Annotated in this window: 26 protein-coding genes and 3 CRISPR repeat arrays; of the genes, 7 read left to right on the top strand and 19 right to left on the bottom strand. The window is 41.0% G+C overall.

The window, feature by feature from the left end; all coding sequences use genetic code 11:
* Positions 1-434: 434 nt before the first annotated feature.
* Positions 435-1062: a CRISPR direct-repeat array (repeat unit 32 nt; unit sequence GTCGCACTCCACGTGAGTGCGTGGATTGAAAT).
* A gap of 462 nt (positions 1063-1524) precedes the next feature.
* Positions 1525-1890: a CRISPR direct-repeat array (repeat unit 32 nt).
* Between the two features lie 651 nt (positions 1891-2541).
* Together ACWGXJ_RS26265 and ACWGXJ_RS26260 are read right to left on the bottom strand one after the other, a co-directional pair.
* Positions 2542-2769: a hypothetical protein gene (locus ACWGXJ_RS26265; protein WP_452568125.1), complete on the bottom strand. Its 228-nt coding sequence runs from the start codon at positions 2767-2769 to the stop codon at positions 2542-2544.
* Entirely contained in the window at positions 2766-3038 is a 273-nt protein-coding gene (locus ACWGXJ_RS26260; protein ID WP_452568124.1) for a hypothetical protein, read from the bottom strand. The genes ACWGXJ_RS26265 and ACWGXJ_RS26260 overlap by 4 nt, the downstream gene beginning before the upstream one ends.
* Positions 3039-3074: 36 nt before the next feature.
* Here ACWGXJ_RS26260 and ACWGXJ_RS26255 point away from each other — a divergent pair, with 36 nt between their 5' ends.
* A complete protein-coding gene (locus ACWGXJ_RS26255; protein WP_452568123.1) occupies positions 3075-3224 on the top strand; it encodes a hypothetical protein in 150 nt (49 codons plus the stop codon).
* A gap of 319 nt (positions 3225-3543) precedes the next feature.
* Here ACWGXJ_RS26255 and ACWGXJ_RS26250 read toward each other — a convergent pair whose 3' ends face one another.
* Together ACWGXJ_RS26250 and mobQ are read right to left on the bottom strand one after the other, a co-directional pair.
* Positions 3544-3783 carry a hypothetical protein gene (locus tag ACWGXJ_RS26250; protein WP_452568122.1) on the bottom strand — a complete coding sequence of 80 codons (240 nt, stop codon included), beginning with the start codon at positions 3781-3783 and terminating at the stop codon, positions 3544-3546.
* Positions 3784-3881: 98 nt separating this feature from the next.
* Complete coding sequence (mobQ, locus tag ACWGXJ_RS26245) at positions 3882-4484, bottom strand: MobQ family relaxase (protein WP_452568121.1); 603 nt, start codon at positions 4482-4484, stop codon at positions 3882-3884.
* Here mobQ and ACWGXJ_RS26240 point away from each other — a divergent pair.
* From ACWGXJ_RS26240 to ACWGXJ_RS26230, 3 genes are all read left to right on the top strand, one after another.
* Positions 4463-4684: a hypothetical protein gene (locus ACWGXJ_RS26240; RefSeq protein WP_452568120.1), complete on the top strand. Its 222-nt coding sequence runs from the start codon at positions 4463-4465 to the stop codon at positions 4682-4684. The genes mobQ and ACWGXJ_RS26240 overlap by 22 nt on opposite strands.
* A gap of 278 nt (positions 4685-4962) precedes the next feature.
* On the top strand, positions 4963-5184 hold the full coding sequence (locus ACWGXJ_RS26235) for a hypothetical protein (protein WP_452568119.1): 222 nt from the start codon (positions 4963-4965) through the stop codon (positions 5182-5184).
* A gap of 341 nt (positions 5185-5525) precedes the next feature.
* Positions 5526-5978, top strand: a complete 453-nt coding sequence (locus ACWGXJ_RS26230) for a DUF5301 domain-containing protein (RefSeq protein WP_452568118.1) — start codon at positions 5526-5528, stop codon at positions 5976-5978.
* A gap of 43 nt (positions 5979-6021) precedes the next feature.
* On the opposite strand, the gene ACWGXJ_RS26225 is transcribed toward ACWGXJ_RS26230, so the two are convergent.
* From ACWGXJ_RS26225 to ACWGXJ_RS26200, 6 genes are all read right to left on the bottom strand, one after another.
* Positions 6022-6321 carry a hypothetical protein gene (locus ACWGXJ_RS26225; protein ID WP_452568117.1) on the bottom strand — a complete coding sequence of 100 codons (300 nt, stop codon included), beginning with the start codon at positions 6319-6321 and terminating at the stop codon, positions 6022-6024.
* Between the two features lie 71 nt (positions 6322-6392).
* Positions 6393-6806, bottom strand: a complete 414-nt coding sequence (locus ACWGXJ_RS26220) for a nuclear transport factor 2 family protein (protein WP_452568116.1) — start codon at positions 6804-6806, stop codon at positions 6393-6395.
* 143 nt (positions 6807-6949) lie between these two features.
* Positions 6950-7135, bottom strand: a complete 186-nt coding sequence (locus tag ACWGXJ_RS26215; RefSeq protein ID WP_452568115.1) for a hypothetical protein — start codon at positions 7133-7135, stop codon at positions 6950-6952.
* A gap of 106 nt (positions 7136-7241) precedes the next feature.
* On the bottom strand, positions 7242-7871 hold the full coding sequence (locus ACWGXJ_RS26210; RefSeq protein ID WP_452568114.1) for a DUF4367 domain-containing protein: 630 nt from the start codon (positions 7869-7871) through the stop codon (positions 7242-7244).
* A 17-nt stretch (positions 7872-7888) separates the two neighbouring features.
* Positions 7889-8356, bottom strand: coding sequence for a peptidoglycan-binding domain-containing protein (locus ACWGXJ_RS26205; RefSeq protein WP_452568113.1), 468 nt, complete (start codon positions 8354-8356; stop codon positions 7889-7891).
* 741 nt (positions 8357-9097) lie between these two features.
* Positions 9098-9610: a hypothetical protein gene (locus ACWGXJ_RS26200; protein ID WP_452568112.1), complete on the bottom strand. Its 513-nt coding sequence runs from the start codon at positions 9608-9610 to the stop codon at positions 9098-9100.
* A 319-nt stretch (positions 9611-9929) separates the two neighbouring features.
* Between ACWGXJ_RS26200 and ACWGXJ_RS26195 the strand changes: the two genes are divergently transcribed.
* The gene (locus tag ACWGXJ_RS26195) at positions 9930-10088 is read left to right on the top strand and encodes a hypothetical protein (protein WP_452568111.1); all 159 of its coding nucleotides are present in this window, start codon (positions 9930-9932) and stop codon (positions 10086-10088) included.
* A gap of 2 nt (positions 10089-10090) precedes the next feature.
* Entirely contained in the window at positions 10091-10774 is a 684-nt protein-coding gene (locus ACWGXJ_RS26190) for a hypothetical protein (protein ID WP_452568110.1), read from the top strand.
* A 1246-nt stretch (positions 10775-12020) separates the two neighbouring features.
* Positions 12021-12723: direct repeats of the CRISPR family, unit length 32 nt; unit sequence GTCGCACTCCATGTGAGTGCGTGGATTGAAAT.
* A gap of 1198 nt (positions 12724-13921) precedes the next feature.
* Here the strand turns inward: ACWGXJ_RS26190 and ACWGXJ_RS26185 are convergent.
* The 5 genes from ACWGXJ_RS26185 to ACWGXJ_RS26165 form a co-directional block, all read right to left on the bottom strand.
* Complete coding sequence (locus tag ACWGXJ_RS26185; RefSeq protein WP_452568109.1) at positions 13922-14059, bottom strand: hypothetical protein; 138 nt, start codon at positions 14057-14059, stop codon at positions 13922-13924.
* Positions 14056-14445: a phage terminase small subunit-related protein gene (locus ACWGXJ_RS26180; protein WP_452568108.1), complete on the bottom strand. Its 390-nt coding sequence runs from the start codon at positions 14443-14445 to the stop codon at positions 14056-14058. Before ACWGXJ_RS26180 ends, ACWGXJ_RS26185 begins: the two co-directional genes overlap by 4 nt.
* 31 nt (positions 14446-14476) lie before the next feature.
* Positions 14477-14692: a hypothetical protein gene (locus tag ACWGXJ_RS26175; RefSeq protein ID WP_452568107.1), complete on the bottom strand. Its 216-nt coding sequence runs from the start codon at positions 14690-14692 to the stop codon at positions 14477-14479.
* A gap of 424 nt (positions 14693-15116) precedes the next feature.
* Positions 15117-15338 carry a hypothetical protein gene (locus ACWGXJ_RS26170; RefSeq protein ID WP_452568106.1) on the bottom strand — a complete coding sequence of 74 codons (222 nt, stop codon included), beginning with the start codon at positions 15336-15338 and terminating at the stop codon, positions 15117-15119.
* Between the two features lie 119 nt (positions 15339-15457).
* Positions 15458-16183 (bottom strand): stalk domain-containing protein, encoded by a 726-nt coding sequence (locus tag ACWGXJ_RS26165; protein ID WP_031463671.1) that lies wholly within the window; start codon positions 16181-16183, stop codon positions 15458-15460.
* Positions 16184-18560: 2377 nt separating this feature from the next.
* Here ACWGXJ_RS26165 and ACWGXJ_RS26160 point away from each other — a divergent pair.
* The gene (locus ACWGXJ_RS26160; RefSeq protein ID WP_452568105.1) at positions 18561-19808 is read left to right on the top strand and encodes a hypothetical protein; all 1248 of its coding nucleotides are present in this window, start codon (positions 18561-18563) and stop codon (positions 19806-19808) included.
* Between the two features lie 921 nt (positions 19809-20729).
* Here the strand turns inward: ACWGXJ_RS26160 and ACWGXJ_RS26155 are convergent.
* The 4 genes from ACWGXJ_RS26155 to ACWGXJ_RS26140 form a co-directional block, all read right to left on the bottom strand.
* Positions 20730-21407, bottom strand: coding sequence for a hypothetical protein (locus tag ACWGXJ_RS26155; protein WP_452568104.1), 678 nt, complete (start codon positions 21405-21407; stop codon positions 20730-20732).
* Between the two features lie 69 nt (positions 21408-21476).
* Positions 21477-21710 (bottom strand): hypothetical protein, encoded by a 234-nt coding sequence (locus tag ACWGXJ_RS26150; protein ID WP_452568103.1) that lies wholly within the window; start codon positions 21708-21710, stop codon positions 21477-21479.
* A gap of 1860 nt (positions 21711-23570) precedes the next feature.
* A complete protein-coding gene (locus tag ACWGXJ_RS26145) occupies positions 23571-24230 on the bottom strand; it encodes a hypothetical protein (protein ID WP_254348817.1) in 660 nt (219 codons plus the stop codon).
* A 248-nt stretch (positions 24231-24478) separates the two neighbouring features.
* Positions 24479-25585 carry an SDR family oxidoreductase gene (locus ACWGXJ_RS26140; protein WP_452568102.1) on the bottom strand — a complete coding sequence of 369 codons (1107 nt, stop codon included), beginning with the start codon at positions 25583-25585 and terminating at the stop codon, positions 24479-24481.
* Positions 25586-25635: the final 50 nt, after the last annotated feature.

Below are 25635 nucleotides of genomic sequence, written 5' to 3'. Positions count from 1 at the left end.
CCCGGTCGCCCTCTATATGAATGCGTGGACCATGATGGAGCAGCCGTCACTTGGTCGTACGATTGGAGAGCGCCGCTTTATCCGAGATAAAGAGGTCCGATAGTAGAGGAACGGATATTTTATGTGATTTGGAGGATGGGCGACGGTTTAGTACACTTCCGTGTGGGATGAGCTGATCTTGTAGCAAAAAGATAATTTTTACTTCCATGGATGCCATAAACACCCGCTGTTAGATAATGTGAATGTTCTATTATGGTGCGAATGTGAAGCTCACATAAAAAACCCGGGTCCTTCGCACCTCGAAATTTGTCGAAAAGCAACTGAATCAGTTGCCTTCAGTAAAAATCAAGGGTTGATCCAGGCCTTTTTGGCATTAGTTTTTGCGACAATGTAAGAAATTGATATCATTAGGGTATGAATTACTATATTTTCGCTGTCGCACTCCACGTGAGTGCGTGGATTGAAATCCTAATATCGCCGTACTTCATTTGAACCCAATACGTGTCGCACTCCACGTGAGTGCGTGGATTGAAATAACTACAATCGGTGGGCTATTTTTCAGTTGTTCCAGTCGCACTCCACGTGAGTGCGTGGATTGAAATTTCAGCCAGAAGCCTCAAGTAATCGCTTATGGCTGTCGCACTCCACGTGAGTGCGTGGATTGAAATATGCAGTTTAGCGATAATTGAAGCATTAAGAATAAGTCGCACTCCACGTGAGTGCGTGGATTGAAATTTAAATGATTTGCCACGTTCAATGTTGCCTCTTCGTCGCACTCCACGTGAGTGCGTGGATTGAAATTTAAATGATTTGCCACGTTCAATGTTGCCTCTTCGTCGCACTCCACGTGAGTGCGTGGATTGAAATCGATTTATCCGTGGAAACACACGTTGGGGAACTGTGTCGCACTCCACGTGAGTGCGTGGATTGAAATATCCGTCTGAGAATGAAAGATGAATACGGCGTCGCACTCCACGTGAGTGCGTGGATTGAAATAAATGCTCCTGCACCCTTACTTTAGGCACACTCAGTCGCACTCCATGTGGGTGCGTGGATTGAAATACGCCTTCAGGCAGCTGTTCCTCGGGCTTCAGCTCCGTCGCGCTCTATATGAGTGCGTGGACCATGATGAAGCAGCCGTTACCTGGTCGTACGATTGGAGACCGCCGCTTTATTCGAAATAAAGAGGTCCGATAAGTGGAGGAACGGATATTTTATACGATTTGGAAGGTGGCGACGGTTTAGTACACTTCCGTGTGGGTGAGCTGATCTTGTAGCAAAAAAATGATTTTTACTTCCATGGATGCCATAAACACCCGCCGTTTAATGTGAATGTTCTATTATGGTGCGAATGTGAAGCTCACATAAAAACCTTGGGTCCTTCGCACCTCGAAATTTGTCCAAAATCAACTGAATCAGTTACTTTCAGTAAAAGTCAATGGTTGATCCAAGCCTTTTTGACATAAGTTTTTGTGACCATGTGAGGAATTAATATCATTAGGGTATGAATTACTGCATTTTCGCTGTCGCACTCCATGTGGGTGCGTGGATTGAAATACCGATGGTGGAGAGTTGGGCATATATCCTACACGTCGCACTCCATGTGGGTGCGTGGATTGAAATACTCCGTTCCGGCCGCTATGCGGTGACGGCTGCAGTCGCACTCCATATGAGTGCGTGGATTGAAATATAAAGGCAGTCCGCTGCGTCCAGGAACTCTTTTTGTCGCACTCCATGTGAGTGCGTGGATTGAAATTCTCGATGAGTAGATTCGTCCACATAAAGAAAGCTGTCGCACTCCATGTGAGTGCGTGGATTGAAATTTTTGCTCCAGCCATCCATCAAGCAGCGGGATAGCGTCGCACTCCATGTGAGTGCGTGGATTGAAATTTGGGTAGCTATTAGAGTTGCTAAACAGATGGCTTCAGTTGCATTCCCTCTGTTTAACTATGCTACTGGTTAGCTTAATGACGCATCATTAGTCTAATACTTTATTGTCTTATAACAGCAACAACATTAAGTACCAATAAGCAGCCCCTTGCGGCAATCAGAAGGGGTTCATACCATAAGGAACCCACAACTCTCTTTTTTACTCAAACGAACAGAGAGTAACGTTACCAATGCACAGAAAAGCCTAATGGACCACTAGAAGCGACTTCTAGTGGTCCATTAGGCTTTTCTTCTCATACCCACTCAAATCTCATATTTAGCTATGTACTCTCTAGCCTGATCAAAAGAATCTTGCTTCAGAAATCGAATTGTATCGTCGAAAAACCATATCCCCATGAATCACTAAATACGGATTAGGGGTTCCTATGGCATAAATCACTTGCTGCTTGGAAGGCCTATCGTAAAGGGGGCTGCAGTTTCTAATCGTGAACCCATATATACATTTAAATTATCGCTGATGTTTGGCCAACTTTTAACCTCTTCACTACTTGAATTAAGCTGTATGATCGAATAATCGTATTTCCGATGACTGGCTGCTTAAACTTGAAAGGTGTTTTGATCCCTGTCTCACAAACGGGGGTCAGTCCCCCCTTACCCAGCAGAATCTTTTACATCTACTCTAAATTCAAACTGGTTCCGTATGTAATAAGCTCCGGCAATCTTGACCGAATCAGGCGAGAACTTTTCTATAGTGCCACCATAGTCTACAACCGACACTATATCCTCACTCAACGACTGAACAACGTACACTCTTGCTTGCCTTAATGCAGCTGCAAATAGTTCTATATCAGACTTTAACACTTTATATGTATGATTCATGCGATCACCTCGATAATTCTTTCGCTGAACGGTGTAATAATTCCTTCAATACAAAATCCCCGCCGACCAATTTGAACCGCACCCCAACTCTTAGACACAGTGTCAGGATCAAATACGGGGTCTCCTTCTAAGCCAAGAACATCCTCTTCCTTTTGACCGAATTCTACGTAGTCCGTTATGTCTGCAAAAGCAATTTTCATGTACTCCACCAGTACGCGCTGAGCATTTAAACCAACCCCATCCATCAGGGATTCGTTGTAATTCTGCATTTTTCTTACATACCTATCTTAAAGGAGGTTCACCCTATGAAATATTCAACTAAAGATCAAACAGCCAGCGTGCAGCATTGTCCTAAAGACCAGATCCAGCCTGCCGGCAACGAACAGGTGATGCGGATCGCACAGAAGGGCAAAGATAAATACAGACGCACCCTGGATAAGCTCGCCAAGAATTAAGACATTTGATCCCTTTGTCATGTTTTTTTAGTTTCCATTTCTGGTTCCCAGGAAAAAGAAGAGGGCTCTTTTAAAAAAATCCGCATGGTTGAGCCATTCATAGAAAAAATGCTGCCCCCCCTTTCGTGGGAACCAGAAGTGGGAACTTTAAAAAAACTTAGGGCGCTATACGCCCAAGTCCTTTTCTTATCCCTTTATTTACTTAGGTTTAGCAGAAATCCACGGGTATACGAATTAGCATACGAATAGGGATACTATCCGGTATGTTATTGGGTATACGATCAGGTATGGTCAATTCGCCCCGTTGTCGTCGTCAACTCTAACGTTCCCGGTCTTTCCGCTCCTTGCGGCGGCTCCATTCCTTCTGCTGTTCATGCTGTTCAGCTCTACGGCTGGCTTCGTCAAATGCCTTCAGCGCATTGTCCAGCACCTTGAGTACAGGATCATGCGATGCAGAAGCTGAAGCCTTCTGCGCAAGAGAAGCTATTTCGTCCGGTTGCAGTACACGCCCGGCCAGATGGTTGACCTCGTTGATCTGCTTGGCTTCCGGGTAATACAAATGCTTGCCCCCGGCCCATGCCGGGTAGCCGTCCTGGGTGCGCTGGATCTCGACTTTCTCCAGGGCATCTTTGGTCTGCAACAGCACGTCACGGGCCATCATGATCCGGTACTGCGGTGATCAATCCGGTCGGTTTCCCCGGCACGTTCCAGGGCACGATTCGCATGATCGACCCAAGCTGCGCGCCAGTCTATGTACTTTTCCGCATTTTGCACCTTGCCGAAGGCAAAGGACGGATTCCATTCCCGGTTCTTCTGGCCAAAGCCATCAGGCCCGATATGGCGCATGGTCAGCATGATATGCGCGTGCGGATTCTCCGGATTGTCGCGGTGAATCGCCACGTCCGCGACCATGCCGCGATCCGCGAATTGTTCTTGGCAATAATTCAGCAGCAGCTCACGCTGATCGTCAGCGCTCAGCTCACGCGGCAGCGCGACATTGATTTCGCGGCAGAGCTGCGCGTCCTTGCGCTTCTCGGCCTTCTCCACTTCGTTCCACAAACGATTACGATTCTGCACCCACTCTGGAGCATTTGCCGGCGCGAGAATGATGGTTTCCGGTGGTGTAGAACGACGGTAGAACTTCAGTTCACCGGTACGTTCGTCCTCCAGCTGGTCACCGCTGCGGTAGGCTGCCATCGCTACGGCCGATTTCCCGGCAGACCGGGAAGCGACCTGCGTTGAGTAATGGTAGATTGCCATCGGCAAATGCTCCTTTCTGTAAAAGTGTTTTGACCAATCGAAAATGCGAGAATCGCCATTTTACGCTTGCCGATCCCAGCGGGATCGGATGGGTGCAGGGCGAAAGTCCTGCCGCACACATTTCGAAGCAATGTATCAGTGCGAAGCAAATATCTCAACTCAAAGCACGGGAACAGCGCATCAAAGCTGAACTGAATTAACAAGAACGCAAAGCGCGGACGCGGCGACTCATTCAGATCGGCGCGATTTTCGAAACAGGTTTTGAAATTTCGTCCACGGCTGAAGCCGAGTACCTGGCCCGAGAATTACGCGACCAGGCTAAACGGTTGCTGGCTGAAGACAAGCAACGATCAGACGGCCGTCAGCCCGATGGATCTAGGTCGAAGTGATGAATTAGTACGTTAATATTTAACGGTGTTAATGATCATTTTATTTTGTGAATGCAAAACCTATCAAAAAAACATAGGAACTGAAAGAAATGTCAGCGCACATCATACCTTTTCCACTACGTAACAAGCAGTCTAAAACAATTGATCCATTTGAGAAAGCTCTTGCTGAAATGGAAAAAAGGCTTGGGGTTTCGGTTTCTGATTACTTAGGGTTTTCTGGAGATCCGGAAGAGACAGCTAAGATCGTGGAGCGGAATATGATCCGAGAGTCCTTAAAAATTCGCACGAAATTAATCTCAGCAAAAAAGTAGCTCCTGCAGACAATAAAAAGGATTGGTGGGCTGACTGAACATAGTGATGATGTAACTTCTTAGTCTGATACATACGATTGTACTTTTGATACATATGTTTATTGATGCATGAAAAATTTGGATTGGTATCTTACTTTACGGTCCATATCAGCTTCGCTGGTACTGGGCCAAAAATGATCTTTCCCAAGGTAGATTGCCTTCTTTTGCGAAGTATGTTTATTTTATGAAATTTCCAAAACAATACTGTATAATAATTCTAAATACAGTGAGGGGAGAAGTTAATACGAAGGTTGTCCTTGAAAGGTTGAGAGAAGCAGACGCTAATAAAAAGGAGATTTCATATGAAAAAACGCACCTACTATATTTTAGCATCCATTATTATCCTTTTAGGAGTAGGCGTATGGATATTTACAATAAATTCAGCAAAAACATCATTAGACGAAGTAGTTTGGAAAAAGATTAACAAGGATAATATAAGCTCAATAAATATTATAAAAGAACATGAGGAAGGTAAAGTATTAACCCTTACAGACAAAGATGAGATTGATAAAGTAATAAATAGTTTGTCCGACATTGAAATGAAACAAACTTCCAGTTCTAATCGAGGATATAATGAATTTTATACGATCATAGTTAAAGTAGATAATACACGAACATTCGGAATGACCTTATATGATACTAAGTATATCGATGTTCACGATTATGAAGCGTATCCTACTAAAAAGAATAAGTCCTTGTCCTATGAAATTTCAAATGACTTTGACTTAAAAGTAATTCGAGATATCTTTAAGTAAAGTAAAGAAGCGCCGTGTGGCGCTTCTTTACTTTACTTTTATTTTAATATTGGATCCATGGTCCACCTTTTTTATGAACCCGTTTAATTACACAATTACCTGTCACGAAACGTACATTAGCCGTTTCATATTCGATAAATGGTACTTTTACTTCAATCATGTCGTAATCCGGACTGTCAGAAAAGAAGTCCTCTAGGTAGCCAAGTGCCCAGTATCCATCTTTCACCATATGCTCCAGTGCATCTTTCTCACTTGGGACCATGCCCAGCAAGAGGGACGTAACGCCTGCTGCTAAACTGGCTGGTGTGCTAGCTGCAAATATAAGGCTCAAAAACACTTGCAAACCCGGACAGTGCTCCTGACAACTGGTTTCCACTTGGATTCAGCATAGTGATGTGTAGGTGCACTAACATATCAACAGTCTCTTAAATCAAAAGCTTCTTCTAGTGCGGCAGTATCTTCGAAGATTTGAAAAAACCTTATCTTCTCCTGTTCTACTTCGCAAATAATTGCCCAATCACTCTCGAACACTTTCCCGGTTACATTGACCTTGATGCGGAAATTCCCCCATGCACACGCTGCTTCCTGATTACCGATGAGTTTGTGAAGGACAAAACTCTCTATTTGTTCTGCTTCTTCTAATAAGTTTAAATAATTTCTAACACCTTCTTTTCCATGAAATGTGCCGTATAAAGGAATTTTATTAGAAGGCTCTTTTTTAAGAATAATAAATTTCGCTTCATCATGAATCAATTCGATCACTTTATCAATCTGTTTGCTTCCTAATGCTTGAAAATAATTTGTTAGCACCTGTTGAGCACTTTGCATTTCTACTAATCTCCCTTCGAATAGGCGGAATAAGCTTTGCACAATCCAATAATAACATATTTTATCTACCATCCTGCCCGTTGGCTTAACGCCGCCGCTGCCAGTCTAGAACTATATTTTCACGGTCTAACACTTTATTTCCATCAAACACTCGTCCCAGCAATTCTTTCACCCAGTTGATCATCATCACCAGACTTCATGATTTCCCAACACACACCGCAAAATGAAGCGCCAAGCGTAGTGTGAACTTCTGGATTCGGATTATTGCATATTAAACACTGTCCTTTTACAGGACGCTTTACTTTTCCTGTCTCCACATCATGAAACAAGGACGATCCCTCCTTAACTGATAATGATAGTCTGCGAGGATGACTTGTAAGATGTAACAAAAAAACACAAGCAAATATGCCTGTGCTTTTTTTGTAGCTTATCTTGTTACTCTTGAATTTTTTTTGCAATTCCCATCAATTCGTCAAGGTTTCCGTTAGAAGAAGAAACGGTATAGAAGTGATCTTTCGTAATCAAATGAACAACTTTTCTAGCTTGTCCGTCAACATAAATAGCAGTATGGTCGTTGATTTTAGTCGACTCGACCTTTTCTTCTTTATACGATTCTTTCAAACTATCAATAGTAGCCTGTTCGCCCATTTGGGATTCGGTTTGAATGACCATAATTTCAGTACCATCAGTTCCACGATATGACTGTCTAATGACCAGTCCATTCTCGCCTTTTAAAGCTGTTGTGTTTAATGGTTTCAAACTGTGTTTGTCAGCCGCTGCCGTTTTAAGCGAGGCTCCCTGTGCTAGATTAGGAATATGGATGTCTTCTGCTGGTACATCAGATATGTTTATAAGACCCTCGATATCACCAGAGCTTTCAACCACTGTCTCTGCTGGTGTTTCAGTTGGCGCTTGTGCTGATGAAGTATCTATTGCTTCTGCTTTCGTCTCCACAGGAATCGGTGTTGGCGTTTCTGATTCAGCAGCATAAGAATTATATACAAATGCACCGCTACCTATTACGAGTGCGCCACCTAAAGCCACCGCAACTAATTGTTTTTTCAATTTAAACCCCTCCTAAATTAATATACTGCACCTGAAGTAACAGTTTTATTGTTGCTCTTGTACATAACGCTATATCTCAAGTCTGAACTTCCACTATAAAACACCCAATAAGTCGAACTATCAGGGGTAGATAAGAAGAAAGATTTGCCTGGTACTTCAACAGTGACATTATAATTCATTCTGTTCCAAGTTCCCGAGCCAGCTACTCCATCTGCTGTTAGTCCTTTATCCCTTTGAAAAGATTCGAGTTCTGATTTCACACCGCTGCCAAAACTTCCATCAATTGTTCCTACGCTGCCCTGATGTCCATACGCCCATAAATTTGCTTGCAGTGCTCTAACGTATCCCCCGCTGTCACCTTGTCGTAGAGTAGGGAAACCACTAAAATCAATGGCGGCACTTGCTATACTTGCAAGTCCGAGACTACCTACTAACGCCACAGATGCAACAGCTAGAGACATTACAGATTTCAGGTTTCTTTTCAATGCAATTCCCTCCATTTTTAAATTCTACGATTTTTAGTCCGTCTCATTTAGCTTTTTGTTCTGAATAGATAGAAATAAATCCCTTCTTCCCGAGACAAGAGTGACTTCATTAATCAAGCTGATTATTTAAGACTACGGTTTATGTACTTGTGACTAATAAAGCATGTTCAAAAACAGCTATTATAAATTAAATAGATGTTTTTCCCATTTGTTTGTATTCTATTACATTATAAGTTTCTTATTGTAATTTTTAAACAAAAATATGGACAATCCTACCAGCCTATTATGAGACACGCTGCGGAATTGAACCGCGCAAGGGTTCTACCAGGCTGTTTCACGTTTCCGCTGGTTAAATGGTGCCTTGCCGCCTGCACGTGTCATGAATAATGTGGGCGGGGGCCACTCTCCCCCGCATGGAATGACTACCGTTTAACCGACCTGCATACCGCTACCGATCTACCGCTGTGCGTTACGGGTGGCCCTAAGGGATGCAAGGATTTATCCTTGTTCGCGGATACATAATCGGGCCTTCCCTTGCGCGCACTGGTCAATGCCACTGAGTAGTATGTCCCTCTATCCCCTTGCAGGAGTCATTGAGGCTATCAACTATCATCTGCAGGTGTCATTCTACATTGTAGCGACTCTTTCCCGCCACCACATTCAAAACTGTAGAAGAAACTCAAAAAGGCCGACACGATGGCCGACCTCCTTACTGCATTTAAATAACAATAGCGTGATTAATTACAGTTCTCCTCGTGAACTGCCTATACGGACGAAAAGATCGCCCTTCATGTATGCTTTACCCGAGGTAAGAGCTACATAATACTTATTAGCACCAGGCCAAGCGTTTGAACTAATTTCACTATAAGTGCGACCAGGTTCTACAGTCCCAGACATCATTTGTTTACCTGTTTCTGCGCCTTTGTTTACCGAAAAATTAATTGGCTGCTTACCGTCATTACGTATCCATACTTTAACATAGCCATAACCTGCGGGTATGTCGAAATTTTCTGTAAGTTCTGTGTTGCGGAGAGTTCTATTAACCACCGATTTAGTGGCATAAGGACTAATAACTCGATCTCCCGCTTTTGGTGTATTCACATCGGTCGATGTGTTTGCAGCTTGAACTACTGGCGCTGGGTCCACAGTAGCTGAATTTATACTACTGATAGCTGAAGAAGTACAACCAGTTAACGATAATACAGCAGCTAAAGGCAAGACAGCGAAGAAAGGAGTCATTCTACTATTTCCCATATTATAAACCTACTTTTTTCAATTACAAAAATTATTTCATATAATACTATTATAAGGTTCATTTTGTAATTTTCCAAGAAGGATTGGCAATCCCCTTAGCTTAGATCCTCTTCTAGATGCCGTGGCCTCTCACTGAAAGGCTTTCCCTCTAGAATAGCACACTGCAGAACTGAACCTCGCAAGGGTTCTGACCAAGCTATTCATGTTTCTGATTCCTTGCGGCCTGCATGCGCCGGAATAATCCGGGGAGTGACTCTGGATATTGCTAAACTAAATTACAAAGTCTATTAACCAATAATTTTAAAGGAAGTTGAATGTAATGAAACATAAAAAGTTGCTGATCGTTGGGGCTGCACTGGGTATTTTTAGTGGGGCTTTTTATATAAATTCCATTTCTGCCGAGATTCCTACTGAGCTTATCCAAACCAAGCTTTCTCAGCAAGGATTTCAAGCATTAGTGCTCAACAGGAGGACTTAAAAGTGGAAACGAAATCAGTTTCTAGTTCTGGGAAAGCCACAATTGATGACATTAAAGCGATTCGCGCGGTTCGAAATGAAGTACGGAGTGGAGTCAACGGAATCAATGAAATCAAAAATATTGATTTAGCTATTAAAGGTGCAAATGGAAAAACGATTTATGATGCTGTTTCTAATGATGTTACTCATATCCCAGACTTTTCGAAAAAAATCCAAGGTTCCCTGGAGTCGGTAAAGGTCCTGGAAGCTGTATATGGAGAACTTCAAGGAAACGGTATGGATGTAAAATCGGTAGATATTACAAATAGCGTTATTGGTGGAAAGCTGACAAAGATTGTGATTGCAGCGGATGTCTCCGAGATCAATAGCCTGGTTCCTAAAATTGAACAATGGATAATGGCGTTAAATGACGCTAAAGACAGCAGTGGTATTTCTCAATACGATCTGACTATCAATGGTAAAGATAATGAAGTATTATTCTATTTGACAGCAGATTTAGTATATCGTGATTTTTATTGGTGGCAATCAGATGCTTTAGGCGGTGAAACTTGGACGAACTCCGGACCTGAAAGTGAGAAGTCTACTAACAGTAAAGACAAAGTAGAGGCAACACTTCAAAAAGGAATTACTGCTGAACCATCCAGAGTAGATAATAACGGTTTGGAAGAGCCCCAAATAAAGAGATAAAGATCATACAGTATTTTGAAAAGGTGTTCCTCATTAAAACGGGGAGCGCTTTTCTTACTAAAATAATTCATAACATACTGTTGTGCGCTACAATGTAGATTAGAAGACCTTTGGATACGTTGTTTTTTTCTGTCGCACTCTATGTAAGTGCGTGGATTAAAATAATTTCTGTCATCAGGCTGTCGCTCCTTTTTTTGTTTTGTCGCAGTATGAGCCACATGGATTGACGCACAGCTCACTGAGAGGAACACAGGAAATTCTTAGAGACAGAACTGTATCCGTCTTGGTTTTATTGTCCCATTCCATTTTTAGATTTGGCATCTGTACGTGTAGAAGCTAATTCCACACTGTTTAGGATCTTGTAAAACTAATAGATATTTCTGGTGCGAATGTGAAGCTCACATAAAAAACCCGGGTCTTTCGCACCTCGAAATTTGTCGAAAAGCAACTGATCAGTTACCCTCAGTTAAAGTCAATGGTTGACCTAAGCCTTTTTGGCATCAGTTTTTGCGATAATGTGAGGAATTGATATCGTTAGGGTATGAATTACTGTATTTTCGCTCCTTCCGGTTGCTTCGCCCGTGTCATTCCTCACTACAACTTAGGAGATAACCACAAAAAGAAAATATAGAGCCTTCCGGTTGCTTCGCCCGTGTCATTCCTCACCTTACAGCGTTTGCGTGATGGATTGGTACACACTAAATGTGTACAAAACGTGAAGTTTAATCAGAGAATTTAGTACAATCTAGTTACCATACTTACTGTTGTGCGCTACAATGGAGATTAGAAGTCCCTTGGATACGTTGTTTTTTTCTGTCGCACTCTATGTGAGTGCGTGGATTAAAATAATTGCTGTCATCAGGCTGTCGCTCCTTTTTTATTTTGTCGCAGTATGAGCACATGGATTGACGCATAGCTCACTGAGAGGAGCACGGGAAATTCTTGGAGACGGAACTGCAAACGTCTTGGTTTTATTATCCCATTCCATTTTTAGATTCGGCATCTGTACGTGTAGAAGCTAATGTCACGCTGTTTTAGTATCTTGTAAAACTAATAGATATTTCTGGTGCGAATGTGAAGCTCACATAAAAACCCTGGGTCTTTCGCACCTCGAAATTTGTCGAAAAGGAACTAAATTAGTTACCCTCAGTTAAAGTCAATGGTTGATCCAAGCCTTTTTGGCATCAGTTTTTGCGATAATGTAAGGAATTGATATCATTAGGGTATGAATTACTGCATTTTCGCTGTCGCACTCCATGTGAGTGCGTGGATTGAAATTCCATACTGGTAATCTGAGCTTCTACCTGACGTAGTCGCACTCCATGTGAGTGCGTGGATTGAAATTTTCAAGCGGTCCATGACAGCTCCACTGTTGCTCTTGTCGCACTCCATGTGAGTGCGTGGATTGAAATCTCATACTGAATACGTGCAGTCTTCGATTTTGCTTGTCGCACTCCATGTGAGTGCGTGGATTGAAATCATCAGGGATACACCGTAGTGGGTATGCAGATCGTAAGTCGCACTCCATGTGAGTGCGTGGATTGAAATTCGTATCTATCAACTTTAGCGAGTGCAGCGGTGTTGGTCGCACTCCATGTGAGTGCGTGGATTGAAATCGTCCGTACGTTGTCGTGCTTTTCGCCTAGCAAAGTCGCACTCCATGTGAGTGCGTGGATTGAAATTTCATCCCCTTTCGAAAAATATGCTTTCAGTTCATGTCGCACTCCATGTGAGTGCGTGGATTGAAATGATCTGGGCATCTATACCCAACCTTGCATACTGCGTCGCACTCCATGTGAGTGCGTGGATTGAAATTCTTCCCCATTATCGCATTCCCCTCACCGTGTTAGTCGCACTCCATGTGAGTGCGTGGATTCAAATATCCTGAATGGCCAACCTGTGAAAATTTATTTTTTAGTCGTACTCTATATGAGTGCGTGAATTGAAATTTGATTTTACTATTAACCATATTTCAACTCCTTAAGTCGTACTCTATATGAGTGCGTGGACCATAATGGAACGCCGTCACCTGGTCGTACGATTGGAGAGCGCCGCTTTATCCGAAATAAAGAGGTCCGATAAGTGGAGGAACCGATATTTTATGCGATTTGGAGGGTATCGACGGTTTAGTACACTTCCGTGTGGGATGAGCTGATCTTTCAGCAAAAAGATGATTTTCACTTCCATGGATGCCATAAACACCCGCTGTTAGATAATGTGAATGTTCTATTATGGTGCGAATGTGAAGCTTACATAAAAACCCCGGGTCCTTCGCACCTCGAAATTTGTCGAAAAGCAACTGAATCAGTTACCTTCAGTAAAAATCAAGGGTTGATCCAGGCCTTTTTGGCATTAGTTTTTGCGACAATGTAAGAAATTGATATCATTAGGGTATGAATTACTATATTTTCGCTGTCGCACTCCACGTGAGTGCGTGGATTGAAATAGGAAGTTACAAAGCAAAAGCCTATGGATAAGTCGTCGCACTCCACGTGAGTGCGTGGATTGAAATAGATTCAATAGTGATGTTGCTTATCGGGAGTATCGTCGTCGCACTCCACGTGAGTGCGTGGATTGAAATTCGTGACCCTCAAGGATCGCCGCGCTTGTTTCCGTCGCACTCCACGTGAGTGCGTGGATTGAAATCAACGCTCAGAGCGTATTGTATTGGTGGTTACTCCGTCGCACTCCATGTGGGTGCGTGGATTGAAATTGTTTTGCATCAGACAACCAATCAATCATATCAGTCGCACTCCATGTGAGTGCGTGGATTGAAATTATAAAGCCGGCTACTTTGGATACATTTATGAGGTCGCACTCTATGTGAGTGCGTGGACCATGATGGAGCAGTCGTCACCTGGTCGTACGATTGGAGAGGGCCGCTTTATCCGAAATCAAAAGGTCCGATAAGTGGAGGAACGGATATTTTATGCGATTTGGAGGATAGGTGACGATTTAGTACACTTCCGTTTGGGATGAGCTGATCTTGTAGCAAAAGGATGTATTCTGCTTCCATGGATGCCATAAACACCCACCGTTGAGATAATGTTCGATTACTGGAACGCTCTTCTTTGTTTTGGTACGCTCCATATTATTAGAACGTTCCGGACTTTTTTGGAACGTTCCGTATTTCTGGAGCAGCAACTTTTAGCTCTTTAGAGAGCGCATCAACTGTAAGTGGGGTAGATATACCTCTCTCGGCTTATCATCTCCATATGTACCAATGAGTCTGCACCGCTCCAGTTCATCAATCAGTTTGATTGCTATGCTATAGCGTATCCTCATCCTTCTTGTAATAAAGAAACCGAGGCTTGTTTGGCCTCGGCTACAATTTGGACAGCTTTTAGAAAAAGATCGTCAGGATATGATGTTGTATCTTCATCTTCCTTTGGAGGTTCCTTTTTTTGATCAGTTTCACCTTCATCGGAATGTTCCGTATGTTTCACTTCTCCAGCAATTAAACTCTCCCACTTATCTTTTGCCTTCCATCCTCTTACCGTACCTTCAGATACACTAAGTTGAGAGGCTATTTCTGTGAGACGTATATTGCCGGAACTGGCTTTGTATAAATCAAATGCTTCGTCCCGTTTCGGATCTCTCTTTCGTCCCATAATCTTATTATTCACCCCTTTTGATAATGTATCTGAAGCTAAGGAAAAGTTTCCTGACATACAAAAGAAGCCGCCTATTGGCGACTTCGACTTAACTGATACCCCACCATATTCGACTGCTAATATAAATCGCAGCTACTGTACCGATCACTACCGCAACTATTAACAAAATCCTATATAATTCTCTTGTTAGACCCCTCGGTATGAATGTACACAAAATTTCACCTAGAATATAAATCACTACCGCTGTAATCGCTCCGATAATGAATGGGCCTGCATTGTCCCATATTCCTGTCCAAGTCATCATTTTATCCCTCCTGTTCTTTATTTCGTCAGGAGAGTAATAATTCATTAGTTGGTTATTAATTCAATAAAAAAGCCGCCTATTGGCGACCCGTATCTCTAAACATATCATAAGTAAATTTATCGACTGCACTTGATCTGCAAAAGTCTTTGTATCTTGCTGGACTTCTATCCAATCATTCATAAAGTTCCCTTAATTAATAATTTCCTCTGTGCCATTATGCGTATATTTTAACCCCCTCGTAAGCCGCAGGACTCCATTCATTGTAAATAACCGAAACAATTGCAAGTCCATCAAAAATCGCTCAACGTGATAACCAACTTAGATTCATATCCCCCCCTCTTTCTGTTCGTTTATCACCAATTATTTGGTGAACTTTGAGTAACAAAAAACCACCTGCATCGGGTGGCTTAAGATATTGTTCATGCTATTTAATAGTAGGGTTAATAAAATCTACGACGCCATAACCGTCCCCTGTTATTTCAATGACAAGTTTTTGAACCCCTGTTAAATTAACAGTTATGTTTTCTTGGACACTTCCTCCGCCCAATGAAACTTGTTTTAGAACATCCCCATTTTCATTTTTAAAAGAAATATTCCTTAAAAATGAATAATTACTTAGATCCTCATCATAATCATTTTCTATCATAGATTTACATAAGCTTTTTAATTTGTCACAGTCATTACCACGACAAATAGACCCGTGTATCCTACTTAGCTGTCACATATAAACAAAACCACTTTTCAGTGGGTTTGTTCAATAATTTATTATTGCGTCAACATAGGATCAAATAAGCCCACTTGAACCGAATCAGAACCTTCTCTCTGAATTTTAATTTGCAATTTTAGTGCATTACTAACATCTAAATTTAAGTCTTCTGGAAGATTACCTGCAGTGACTTCTTTAGAGTATATTTCCTTTCCATCAGCAGATATAGTTACTTTCGCAATACCGCCATTATCTTTATATTTCTCTGTTACTCCGAGTTTCGCTTTGAACATTTTCATTTTTCCATTTAAGGGGTACTCCACATACCCCCAAGAATTTTCTTGAATAGATAACGCGATTAATGTCATAAGCAAATAGCTTGAATGTTCATTTCCCACATTATCAGTAACTTTTTCACTACTGTTATATTCAGCATTTATATAAGCGCCCGCACCGTATTGGCTATTCATGTGTTTTAGATCTTTTTCTAAATACAGCGTTTTACTTTCTCCTGTTTCACCAATATAAATAGTTTTAGATTTTCCATCCCATTTCGCACTTTGACCAAGAGCATTTGAAATGAAACCTAAAGGAACATAAGTTGTCCCGTTATACACGAATGGTCTGCTGTCATCAGTTGGCATTTTTGAAACATTATTAATCTTAATATCTTTGACATTGTAGAAGACCTCAATCATTGATCCACTAGCAGCAAAAGCTGTAACACCAGTCATTAATGAGCCAGCCACAAGTCCTAATACAAGTCCTTTTAATTTATCTTTCATCTAAATATCCCGTCCCTTATATAGTTAGTTAGACCTAGTCTTAAAGTCATAATATAGGTTTCCCTCTCTCTCTGTACAGGAATATTTTAACATCATTTTCTAATAACCCTTCACAGTAGGCGAATGACAGCACAGCGGAATCGAACCGCTATAATCCTGTATGTGTCGTATATCCCGGACTAAATCGGGAAAAGGTGTTACTTAAGTTGATAAGCAAGCTGCTTGAGTACGTTTGGTACCGCAATACTCTGGCCTTTAGCTTTGTTGACTTTGATGTAGGCAGTACCATCATTGGGATAATAGATTACGCCTTCTTCGCCAATGATCGGGAATCCGCTATCGTCATAATCCAAGTTGGTTTCAACGTACTTCCGGTGTTTCTGCGCTTCGTGTCCAGTGGATGCATATGTAAGATAACCTCTTTGTCCAAATATGCATAACTTTGTCTATGTTTTTTCCCCTAGACAGGCATCCTTCCATCCGGAAAAATGACATTAGTGTACCGATTCATGATGCGGCTTACCTTCATCAATTCTGGTCCACAGCTTTTCGTTATTACGAGGCTAGTACTGGGCCAAGGCTACTTCCCCCCGGTTTAGTCTACTTAGATGCTTTTTGAAATCCTTACAATAGTTTTAACCCTTATTTTTTTATATTGTAGCTCCAAAATAATAAAAATATTATATTGCGTTACGTAGAGAGGCGATATTCTAATGCTGGGATGCATTAGGAAATATCGCCTCCTCCTTGTAGCTATTAGATAAATTATTCCTTTCTCACCATTAAACATCAAGACGTTCGCTTGCTTCCTTAGGGTAACCTATCAATAGGATACCCAACTATTTTGCGTTGGATGGATTGCTGGATTTTATAGACTTATACTTATCATGCATTACATCTTATTGTCCCTTCTGCATTCACTCGGTAAGCTGTTTTTTTCTTGATTATAGATTAGCAGCTATACCTGGTGCGAATGCCAAGCTTACATGATTCCCCGAGTTATTCGCACCTCAGTTTTTGTCGAAATCGCATTGAATGTGAACAACACCAGAACTTTAAACAGTGATTTTAGTATAATCTAGTTATCATGTATACTGTTGTACGCTACAATAGAGATAAAGGCTCTTGGATACGTAGTTTTTTGCTGTCGCACTCTATATGAGTGCGTGGATTGAAATCGCTACCCGAGGTGTAAACAAATACGAGGTGTATCGTCGCACTCTATATGAGTGCGTGGATTGAAATTATGTGTACGTCTGTCATTACATAATCACATACAGTCGCACTCTATATGAGTGCGTGGATTGAAATCGAGTAGGTCTAACACCACAAGAATCGTTATGTCGCACTCCATGTGGGTGCGTGGATTGAAATCCTACAACAATAAATAGGGTAGCCATTACGCCAAGTCGCACTCCATCTGAGTGCGTGGATTGAAATTCTTTCGAATTTTTAAAAGGCTACGTTATCATCTTGCGTCGCACTCCATGTGAGTGCGTGGATTGAAATTCGTACTGTTGGCTAATACCGCTCACCCATTCGGGTCGCACTCCGTATGAGTGCGTCGATTGAAACGTTGTTATCCGCTTAATTTTTATGCGATTTTTACGTCGTACTCCATGTGAGTACGTGGGTTGAAATATTTCTTGCTCTAAATATGTTACTTCCACATCTGCCATGTCGCACTCTAGGTGGTGCGTGGATTGAGCGGCTCCTACGGCGGCGACAGCAGCGGTGGAGTCGCATTCTACATAAGCGCATGGATTGAAATTGCTGTAGAGAGAAGTAAACACCCAACTGGCTGGCAGAATATTATATACCATAAGGAACCCACAATTCTTTCAAACGAACAGAGAATAACGTTACCAATGCACAGAAAAGCCCAATGGACCACCAGAAGCGAGTCCATTGGGCTTTTGTTCTCATTCCAACTCAAATCTGCATATTTAGCTATGCACTCTCCACCCCGATCAAAAGAACCCTGCTTCTGGAAAACAATAGATTTCGCTAAGGACCCATAGCCAAAATAACATATCAGAGGAGGACGCTTTATCATTTAATATAGTCTTTCTATAATTATTGCGGATCTCTTTTCAAGTAGCTTTACTCCCACAAGACTATGGCGTTCTTTGTCCATGTCTGTTTCGAATAATCCTAAAGAAAACCGTCCACCTTTCGGTTGGTTTGTACGGGTACAAACATTTTACCGGGTTGACGACTCTTTTCCTACCATTTACTGGTCATCAACATGCCTGTAAAAATAGATACATTTAGAATTAATCGTAAATTCGCCAAGCATTTTGTCGATATATATCATTAGCATCATACTGATGCTCATTTATTTTGAAGCTTTTAATTCTATTCTGGAGGCAGCAAGATGTTAACACTCAAAAAAACAATAATAGCAGTGCTATTTATCCTGATGAGCACAGTGTCCGCAGTCGGAACCGTAGTCGCATCAGAACCGAACACAGTATATGTGGATCTGAGCAACAGCTCAACCAGCGTGATTCCAGGTCAGAGCGCCTCACTTGAAGTCGGAATTCCGTCTGCTGCACTTCCGGATACAAAAGGCATTCAGGCAGCCAAAATCACACTTAGCTACGACGAAAATGTGTTTACGACAGATGGACTTCTGCGTTATGACGATGCACTAGGTAAATATATTTGGCGAGACGACTGCTTCACCCTCATCAGACCCTATGATAACGGAAATTACCGGATCGAAAATCCTTATCCTACTGACCTTAATCCAAGCGATAACAAGAAGGAAATTGTCATCTATGTATCTGGGAAGAAAGACAAATGGCTGTCATCAGATTCAGGTGTTCCATTTGTACACCTGTTCCTGAACGCCAAAGAAACTGTGAGCGATTCAAATACATCTATTACTGTCCGCATGGAAAATACTGAACTTCAGGATCAGGACGGCAATGATTATAAAAATTATACGAGTACAAGCGCTAAAATCTATGTAGGTCTTCCTAGAAAGATCGATATTGTTCGGGGCACACTACCGCCAAGCAGTCAAGCTATCTCTATGGAACAGAACCAAGGTATGGAAGTGAACGCATTAGCTCTTTTCGCCAACGGAGATACCACTTACGTAACTGAATTTGCGAAGTGGGAATCCTCTAATCCTGACGTTGTTGCCGTAAAAGCTTATGGCAGCATCAGTGGTGTCAGCTATGGAAAGGCTATCCTTACTGCTACTGTGGGCTCTCTTGTTGGATCACACGAGGTGGTGGTTGGCTCAAGGACAGAGAAGGAGAAGTATGCCCAGCCTGATTTCAATGTATCGGTTACATACGTCCCTTCCTCCGACATAAGCCAGAAAGCTCCGAGGTTTCCCGTAATCGTCAATGGTAAGTCAGCCGAAGAGGGACTTCTAGTCGATGGCAGTATGTATGTGCCTCTTTCCTCTGTTGGAAGGCTGCTCATGCTCCCAGTGGGCTACGATTCGTCTAAAAAATTCCCCACACTAGCTGGCAGGGCCGTATCGCAATTTAAAGTCTTCGCAGGGGCTTCTTACATCAAAGCCCGTGACATTCCAGTGGTACTTCCGGGCGCAAAAACTTCCTGGGACACCAAAAATAAAATCTTGTCCATTGAGTATTTGATCTAAATTGTTTTTTGTAAAATATAAAAGAATTAGCAGCTATACCTGGTGCGAATGCCAAGCTCACATGATTTCCCCGAGCTATTCGCACCTCAGATTTTGTCGAAATCGCATTGAATGTGAACAACACCTGAACTTTGATTTTAGTATAATCTAGTTACCATATTTACTGTTGTACGCTACAATAGAGATAAAAGGCTCTTGGATACGTAGTTTTTTGCTGTCGCACTCTATATGAGTGCGTGGATTGAAATTGGCCAACCGTCATAGCAACAGAATGAGCATCATTGTCGCACTCCATGTGAGTGCGTGTATTAGAATTTTTCGGGTCCAACAAATCAAAAAAACAAAAATCTTGTCGTACTCTACATGAATGCGGGGAATGAAATATACCCTCTACAACGCCGTGTGCGCGTCTATTCATAGGTACCTGCTTGGGTTGACTATGACCGTTTTGGACAGCTATCGTCTTATTATTAAAGACATAAATAGACACAAATGCACTCCATCTGTTTAACTATGCTACGGTTAGCTTAATGACGCATCGTTAGTCTAAGACTTTACTTTTCCGGTCTAATACTTTATTTTCTTTTAACAGCAACAACATCAAGTGCCAATAGGCAGCCCCTTCCGGGGCAAACAGAAGGGTTATATACCATAAGGAACACACAATTCTTTCAAACGAACAGAGAATAACGTTACCAATGCACAGAAAAGCCCATTGGATCACTAGAAGCTACTTCTAGTGATCCAATGGGCTTTTGTTCTCAAACCAACTCATTTTTGCTAAGAACCCATAGCCAAGATAACATAATAGAGGAGGACGCTTTATCATTTAATATAGTCTTTCTATAATTATTGCAAATCTCTCTTCGAGTGGCTTCGTATAGACTTTTGACACTCCCTAAGACTATAGGTTGGCCTTATTTACGGATTATTACCAGCACCAACCACGACTGAGAAAATTCCCTCTTCATCGTGCTTCAAGATGACGATAAAGGCCCCAGACTTAGATTTAGGATTGCTAGCTGCATCCAGATCGTACCAACCCCTCAACCGTTCTGAAAGGAGCTTGCTCTCATACTGGATAACTTCTCGCCCCTCATCTATCTTATACTCCTTGATCTTAACAGCATCACTTGGAATTACAGAAGAAGCCTCACGCATAGCTTCCTTTTCAGAGCGCCTTGGCGTATCCGTAGCTTCAAATGACAGGATTACATTCAAAGCCGTGTTTTTCTTAGTAACTTCATCTTGAGCATAGATAGCCAGAAAACTATTGTTCTGATAAGAACTAATGCCGACATCCTGCCCATTCTCATCTGCCCCGCGGAGCTGTTCGATAGCCTCCTTCGTATCCCCAAGTCCTCCTGTCTTGGTGATCAGAGGTTCTATAGTGGTGCCTTTATTTTTAACTGGCTCAGTAGCCTTACCGCTTTCTGTATCCGTCGCAGCTTCGTCCGCTGGAGTTGATCCAACCGTGCTTATTTTCTCTACAACATCGCTGTCTTTGTTTTCTTTGGTTGATTCTGCGCAACTGGTTAACGTTACAGATAGAGCAATACATCCAGCCATAATAAGCAATCTCTTCTTGTGAAACTCCATACTTCTCCCCCTTATGTATATGATTATTTAATTCTAGCTTACATTTAATAATATAAAAAAATAAACTCGCTATCTGGTGTATCGCTCAATGTCTTCTATATTTGAATTTCTCCTCATCTGGTCCTTATATTCATGTACGTCGTTATTTAATTTGGCCACAGCTCCCCAACCCGAGAATACAAGCAAGAGTACCCCCATCAAGGCATAGGCGAATGTGAAATAATTCAAATAAAAGTTTAAAACAATACCACCTAAAACCAGCAGCAATACGATACACAGCGTCCACTTTAAGCCCTTCTTCAATAAAATCTCCCCTCATAGATTCCTATAATTTTCCTTTATGTATCATCATACATACGATTACTTGTCTAAAAAAGTTCCAATAATTTAGGCATTATGAGTTCTGTAACTGTTGTTGTCTTGATTAGTATGGTTGCCACAACCTTAACTATTACCTGTTAGTTCAATCCATGGTCGTCGTCAATTCCCCCCCCCCCCGAAAATTCTTCGTAATCGAAGTTGCAATGCTAGATAATATTATTTCTAAGATGTCATCAGAGTATATTGGTACATCAATTTCAATTAAATTTACTTCTTCTTCAGTATATCAAGTGTGTCAAAAGCATAGTTCCCATCTGGATTGGTAAAAATACCAGTTACTCTAACAATCTCCCCATTGACTTCTTTATGAAATGTTAGGTGACTACCTTTTGTGAATCCCAAAACAGAGGTTAATAATTGCTCCACAACCTCCGATTAAATTTGGGACATGTACTTATCCAAATGAATACTTTATATGATCGCACATAGTTCCACCTTACACATTTCTGCTATAGTTCCCTTTTGCTACTTCGAGGGAGCTTAAATAGGCAACGAATCAATATGAGCTTCGACTTCAAAAATAAATTCTTCAAGGCTTTTGCAATCAAACCATCCACTTCCTTCATTTATCTCAAACAATACTGGATAGCTATAATGATTTATTGAAAATTGCCACCCCTGTCTTGATATCGGAGTATCCAATATTTACAGTAATTAAATAAATTTTCAAAGTCAAATTTACTCAATAAGTCAATCCTGGTAAAGTGTTCCTAATGGTTCAGGAAATATTCGATATGCTAACCTTTTGTTTCTAGTTTAATACACCCCTTAGAGTTATAAAAGCATATGCAGACATAATTAGTGATTCAACATTTTCCTGCAGTATCCTGCCCATTTCCTTAACAAGATTGGATCAAATAAAGATTTAAGTTTTGACATAAACCTCAAAATAATAAGCTTCGCTCGTAAAATTTCAAACTCTTTACAGACCTTTATATTGATCTGATCCCCGTATTTGTTCAGAATCAGGTTAATCGCATTTCGCTCCAATGACCCTCGCTGCCCAATACATAAATATCCTGATTCCACTTGTGCCCTGACTTCAAGATATCGGGTAATGGCTTTTCTTACTTCCTTATTTAATGGAATAGTACGAGAGGAATTCACTTTTCAAATACCTTCAATAATCCTTTGCATTCACTGATTACTCAGCTTGATACCAACCAATTCGCTTACCCGTATCCCTGTTCCCAGCAACAATTCAATCATACAGATATGCATCCAGTTGCCCATCCGGTGAATTTCATTCCGTAGCTTCCATAAATCCTTTTTCCGTTAACCCTTTGTGTTGGCGAACAACCTTGTTCTTAACTACTTCGATATGTATCTCTTCCTTAAAATAGCCTTGTTGATACATCCACTTTGCAAACACGTTGATACTGGCATCTTACGGTTATAGTGAGTATCGCTTGCTTAATGCTTTGCAGATATTTCTTGTACTCCACGTCATCCAGTTCAATCCACTGATCCAGTCCATATTCCGTTTTCCTTTGATATGTGTTTCCCACTTAGTCGGACGTTCTAATGCTTCAGCAAATTTGGGATGTTTCCTTCTATAGTCATCTAATGTCTAAATATGAATATTTAGTCGTTTCGCTATCTCCTTATCTGTTGCTCCTTCACGTACCCAAACGGGAATATCCCTTAGTCTTGGCACAACAAATTGATCATACTTTGTCAGTATCTTCGGTTTATTTCTTTTGGGAATGTTATTGTTTTTACTCATTCTGCTCACTTCCATCACGAAAAAAAGCCTATGCGAATGTGCATAGACGTTCGTTTTTAAAGTTGTGTTCCATTTACAGATTGCATCTCAGGGAATTTCCGTTGATATGTTTTGAACAGTACATACTTTTGTAAACCTTTGGATTGATGCAAGGCTTGTTGTGCCAGTTCAGTTGCTGCTGCATGATGATTTGATTTCAACTCCAATTCGGAAAGAAGCGCGTTTTTCATCCAAGGTGTTGGAATCTCGTGAATGATTTTGTGAGCTTCCGCATTATTTCCTTCTTCCATACACACGATAGCTCGATAGTAATTTTTATATGCCAGTGGTTTGATGAATTCGATTTCTTCTTTAACCGTCAAAATTTCTCTTTTATAGAAAGCAAAAACGGTTTTATATAACGCTTGTTTGTGAATTCCTTTATACTTTTGGAGCAATAGGCGAATTGAGTCTTCTACTTCTTCATCGGTTTCATTGGCTAGAGCATAAAATAGATGGTATTCTGGTTTATTCTTACGCGACATTAAAAACTTCTCTATTCTCTTCAAATTAGAATCCCATAATACAGTAAAAAGAATAGGAACATATAGTACGAGAAACATCAGGATAAAAATGATTATAAAAGCTAACACATTATTGATATGTAAATGATCCACAATCATCCACATGACAATGACAAATACAAGTACGACAAGATGTCTTATATTCCAGATCATATAGCCTCCCCTTTTCATGCTGTTGAACATGTTGATTTGTCTTATCAGGATTAATTCAACTAATTTGAATGTAATCCCTTCTTTTCCCTATAAGTAGTAGCTATATGGCCAGCACGAAAAAAGGGAACAGCCAATTATCGACCATCCCCCATATGTATTAGCTTACCCTGACAACAATCTAAACTCCTCTATACATAGATATACAGGGAGAGCCTCTGGCTACCCTCTTATAATAATATGAATACCTTTTACCAATCCACTTGTTTATAATCCTTTAAAAATACACCCGTGAGTGGTCTCTCTGCGTCTTTTCCTTCATAGATTGGATCGCAAATTCTAGCTGCAGCATCATTAAAATCCAATGGTAGATTTATCTCTCGACTACCCTTTACCTGTTCTGGAAACTGATTTGATACCCAGCCAGGATCTACGCTAGTTACAAATATTCGATGCTTTTTATACTCTTTAGACAAGGTTAGGGTCATCATATTAAGCGAGGCTTTTGCCATGTTGGTGTGGACATGATATCCACCTTTTCTTTTCATCTGAAATCGGCCTTCTGCCGCAGATACATTAACAATAAATCGATTTTGATTAGGACTCCTCATCATAGTATCCTTCAACTTTGTATTGAGCAAAAATGGAGCGGTCACGTTGATTAGCTGAACTTCGAGCATTTCAACCATGGAAATTTGATGGGATTGAGCTGTCCATGAATTTTGAAACGAATGATTGTGACTTACTACTCCCATTTCTTGATTAAAAAGCTGTAAATTTTGAATATCTTTTGTTTCATTCGTAGATTTATCAAAGTAAGAGATAGTCGTGCTGTTAGCAAGTAGACGTTGGTTGTCCATTATTTGTTTTTGGAGTTCCACTTCATTTAATTTTAATTCCTTATATTCCTCTTGCGACATTCTTACCGTCTGAGCAGCATTATTTATAATGATGTCTATGTAGGGAAACTCTTTATCTATGAAACGGGCAAACATTTCTACCCTTTCAATTTGGCGAAAATCTAATTCGTAGATATGGATGCGATCTTTCCAATTTTCAAAATCAGGCTCTTGGATATAACGCTGTAATGCATCATACGGAAAACGGGTTGTCAAAATGACTCGTGATCCGTCTCGTAATAGACGTAATGCAGTATGATATCCTATTTTTGTTCGTCCACCTGTAATCAATGCGATGTAAGATTCTAAATGATGCTTGGCTAGACGTTTTTTTTCATTGTATTCGCCACATGATTGGCACAGCTTTACATAGTGTTCATGAAATACAATATTTGATTCTTTACAAACATAGCATCTATACTGTCTGCCATTATCGTTTAATTTTTCATATTTTCTCATTTTATCACCTTAAATATTATTTACACATATAATAACATATGGTACAATTT

Source organism: Paenibacillus sp. S33 (assembly GCF_053615415.1).
The sequence above is the reverse complement of the archived record's forward strand: the minus strand, read 5'-3'. Positions and strand labels throughout refer to the sequence as shown.

What these genes read in the sequence shown, in the direction of transcription:
- ACWGXJ_RS26180 (WP_452568108.1), bottom strand. Translation starts at nt 14,445, where the DNA reads ATGTCAGGAAACTTTTCCTTAGCTTCAGATACATTATCAAAAGGGGTG.
- ACWGXJ_RS26200 (WP_452568112.1), bottom strand. Translation starts at nt 9,610, where the DNA reads ATGGGAAATAGTAGAATGACTCCTTTCTTCGCTGTCTTGCCTTTAGCT.
- ACWGXJ_RS26255 (WP_452568123.1), top strand. Translation starts at nt 3,075, where the DNA reads ATGAAATATTCAACTAAAGATCAAACAGCCAGCGTGCAGCATTGTCCT.
- ACWGXJ_RS26265 (WP_452568125.1), bottom strand. Translation starts at nt 2,769, where the DNA reads ATGAATCATACATATAAAGTGTTAAAGTCTGATATAGAACTATTTGCA.
- mobQ (WP_452568121.1), bottom strand. Translation starts at nt 4,484, where the DNA reads ATGGCAATCTACCATTACTCAACGCAGGTCGCTTCCCGGTCTGCCGGG.
- ACWGXJ_RS26165 (WP_031463671.1), bottom strand. Translation starts at nt 16,183, where the DNA reads ATGAAAGATAAATTAAAAGGACTTGTATTAGGACTTGTGGCTGGCTCA.
- ACWGXJ_RS26230 (WP_452568118.1), top strand. Translation starts at nt 5,526, where the DNA reads ATGAAAAAACGCACCTACTATATTTTAGCATCCATTATTATCCTTTTA.
- ACWGXJ_RS26170 (WP_452568106.1), bottom strand. Translation starts at nt 15,338, where the DNA reads ATGATAGAAAATGATTATGATGAGGATCTAAGTAATTATTCATTTTTA.
- ACWGXJ_RS26195 (WP_452568111.1), top strand. Translation starts at nt 9,930, where the DNA reads ATGAAACATAAAAAGTTGCTGATCGTTGGGGCTGCACTGGGTATTTTT.
- ACWGXJ_RS26175 (WP_452568107.1), bottom strand. Translation starts at nt 14,692, where the DNA reads ATGATGACTTGGACAGGAATATGGGACAATGCAGGCCCATTCATTATC.
- ACWGXJ_RS26155 (WP_452568104.1), bottom strand. Translation starts at nt 21,407, where the DNA reads ATGGAGTTTCACAAGAAGAGATTGCTTATTATGGCTGGATGTATTGCT.
- ACWGXJ_RS26185 (WP_452568109.1), bottom strand. Translation starts at nt 14,059, where the DNA reads ATGAGGATACGCTATAGCATAGCAATCAAACTGATTGATGAACTGGAG.
- ACWGXJ_RS26220 (WP_452568116.1), bottom strand. Translation starts at nt 6,806, where the DNA reads ATGCAAAGTGCTCAACAGGTGCTAACAAATTATTTTCAAGCATTAGGA.
- ACWGXJ_RS26140 (WP_452568102.1), bottom strand. Translation starts at nt 25,585, where the DNA reads ATGAGAAAATATGAAAAATTAAACGATAATGGCAGACAGTATAGATGC.
- ACWGXJ_RS26235 (WP_452568119.1), top strand. Translation starts at nt 4,963, where the DNA reads ATGTCAGCGCACATCATACCTTTTCCACTACGTAACAAGCAGTCTAAA.
- ACWGXJ_RS26145 (WP_254348817.1), bottom strand. Translation starts at nt 24,230, where the DNA reads ATGATCTGGAATATAAGACATCTTGTCGTACTTGTATTTGTCATTGTC.
- ACWGXJ_RS26260 (WP_452568124.1), bottom strand. Translation starts at nt 3,038, where the DNA reads ATGCAGAATTACAACGAATCCCTGATGGATGGGGTTGGTTTAAATGCT.
- ACWGXJ_RS26160 (WP_452568105.1), top strand. Translation starts at nt 18,561, where the DNA reads ATGTTAACACTCAAAAAAACAATAATAGCAGTGCTATTTATCCTGATG.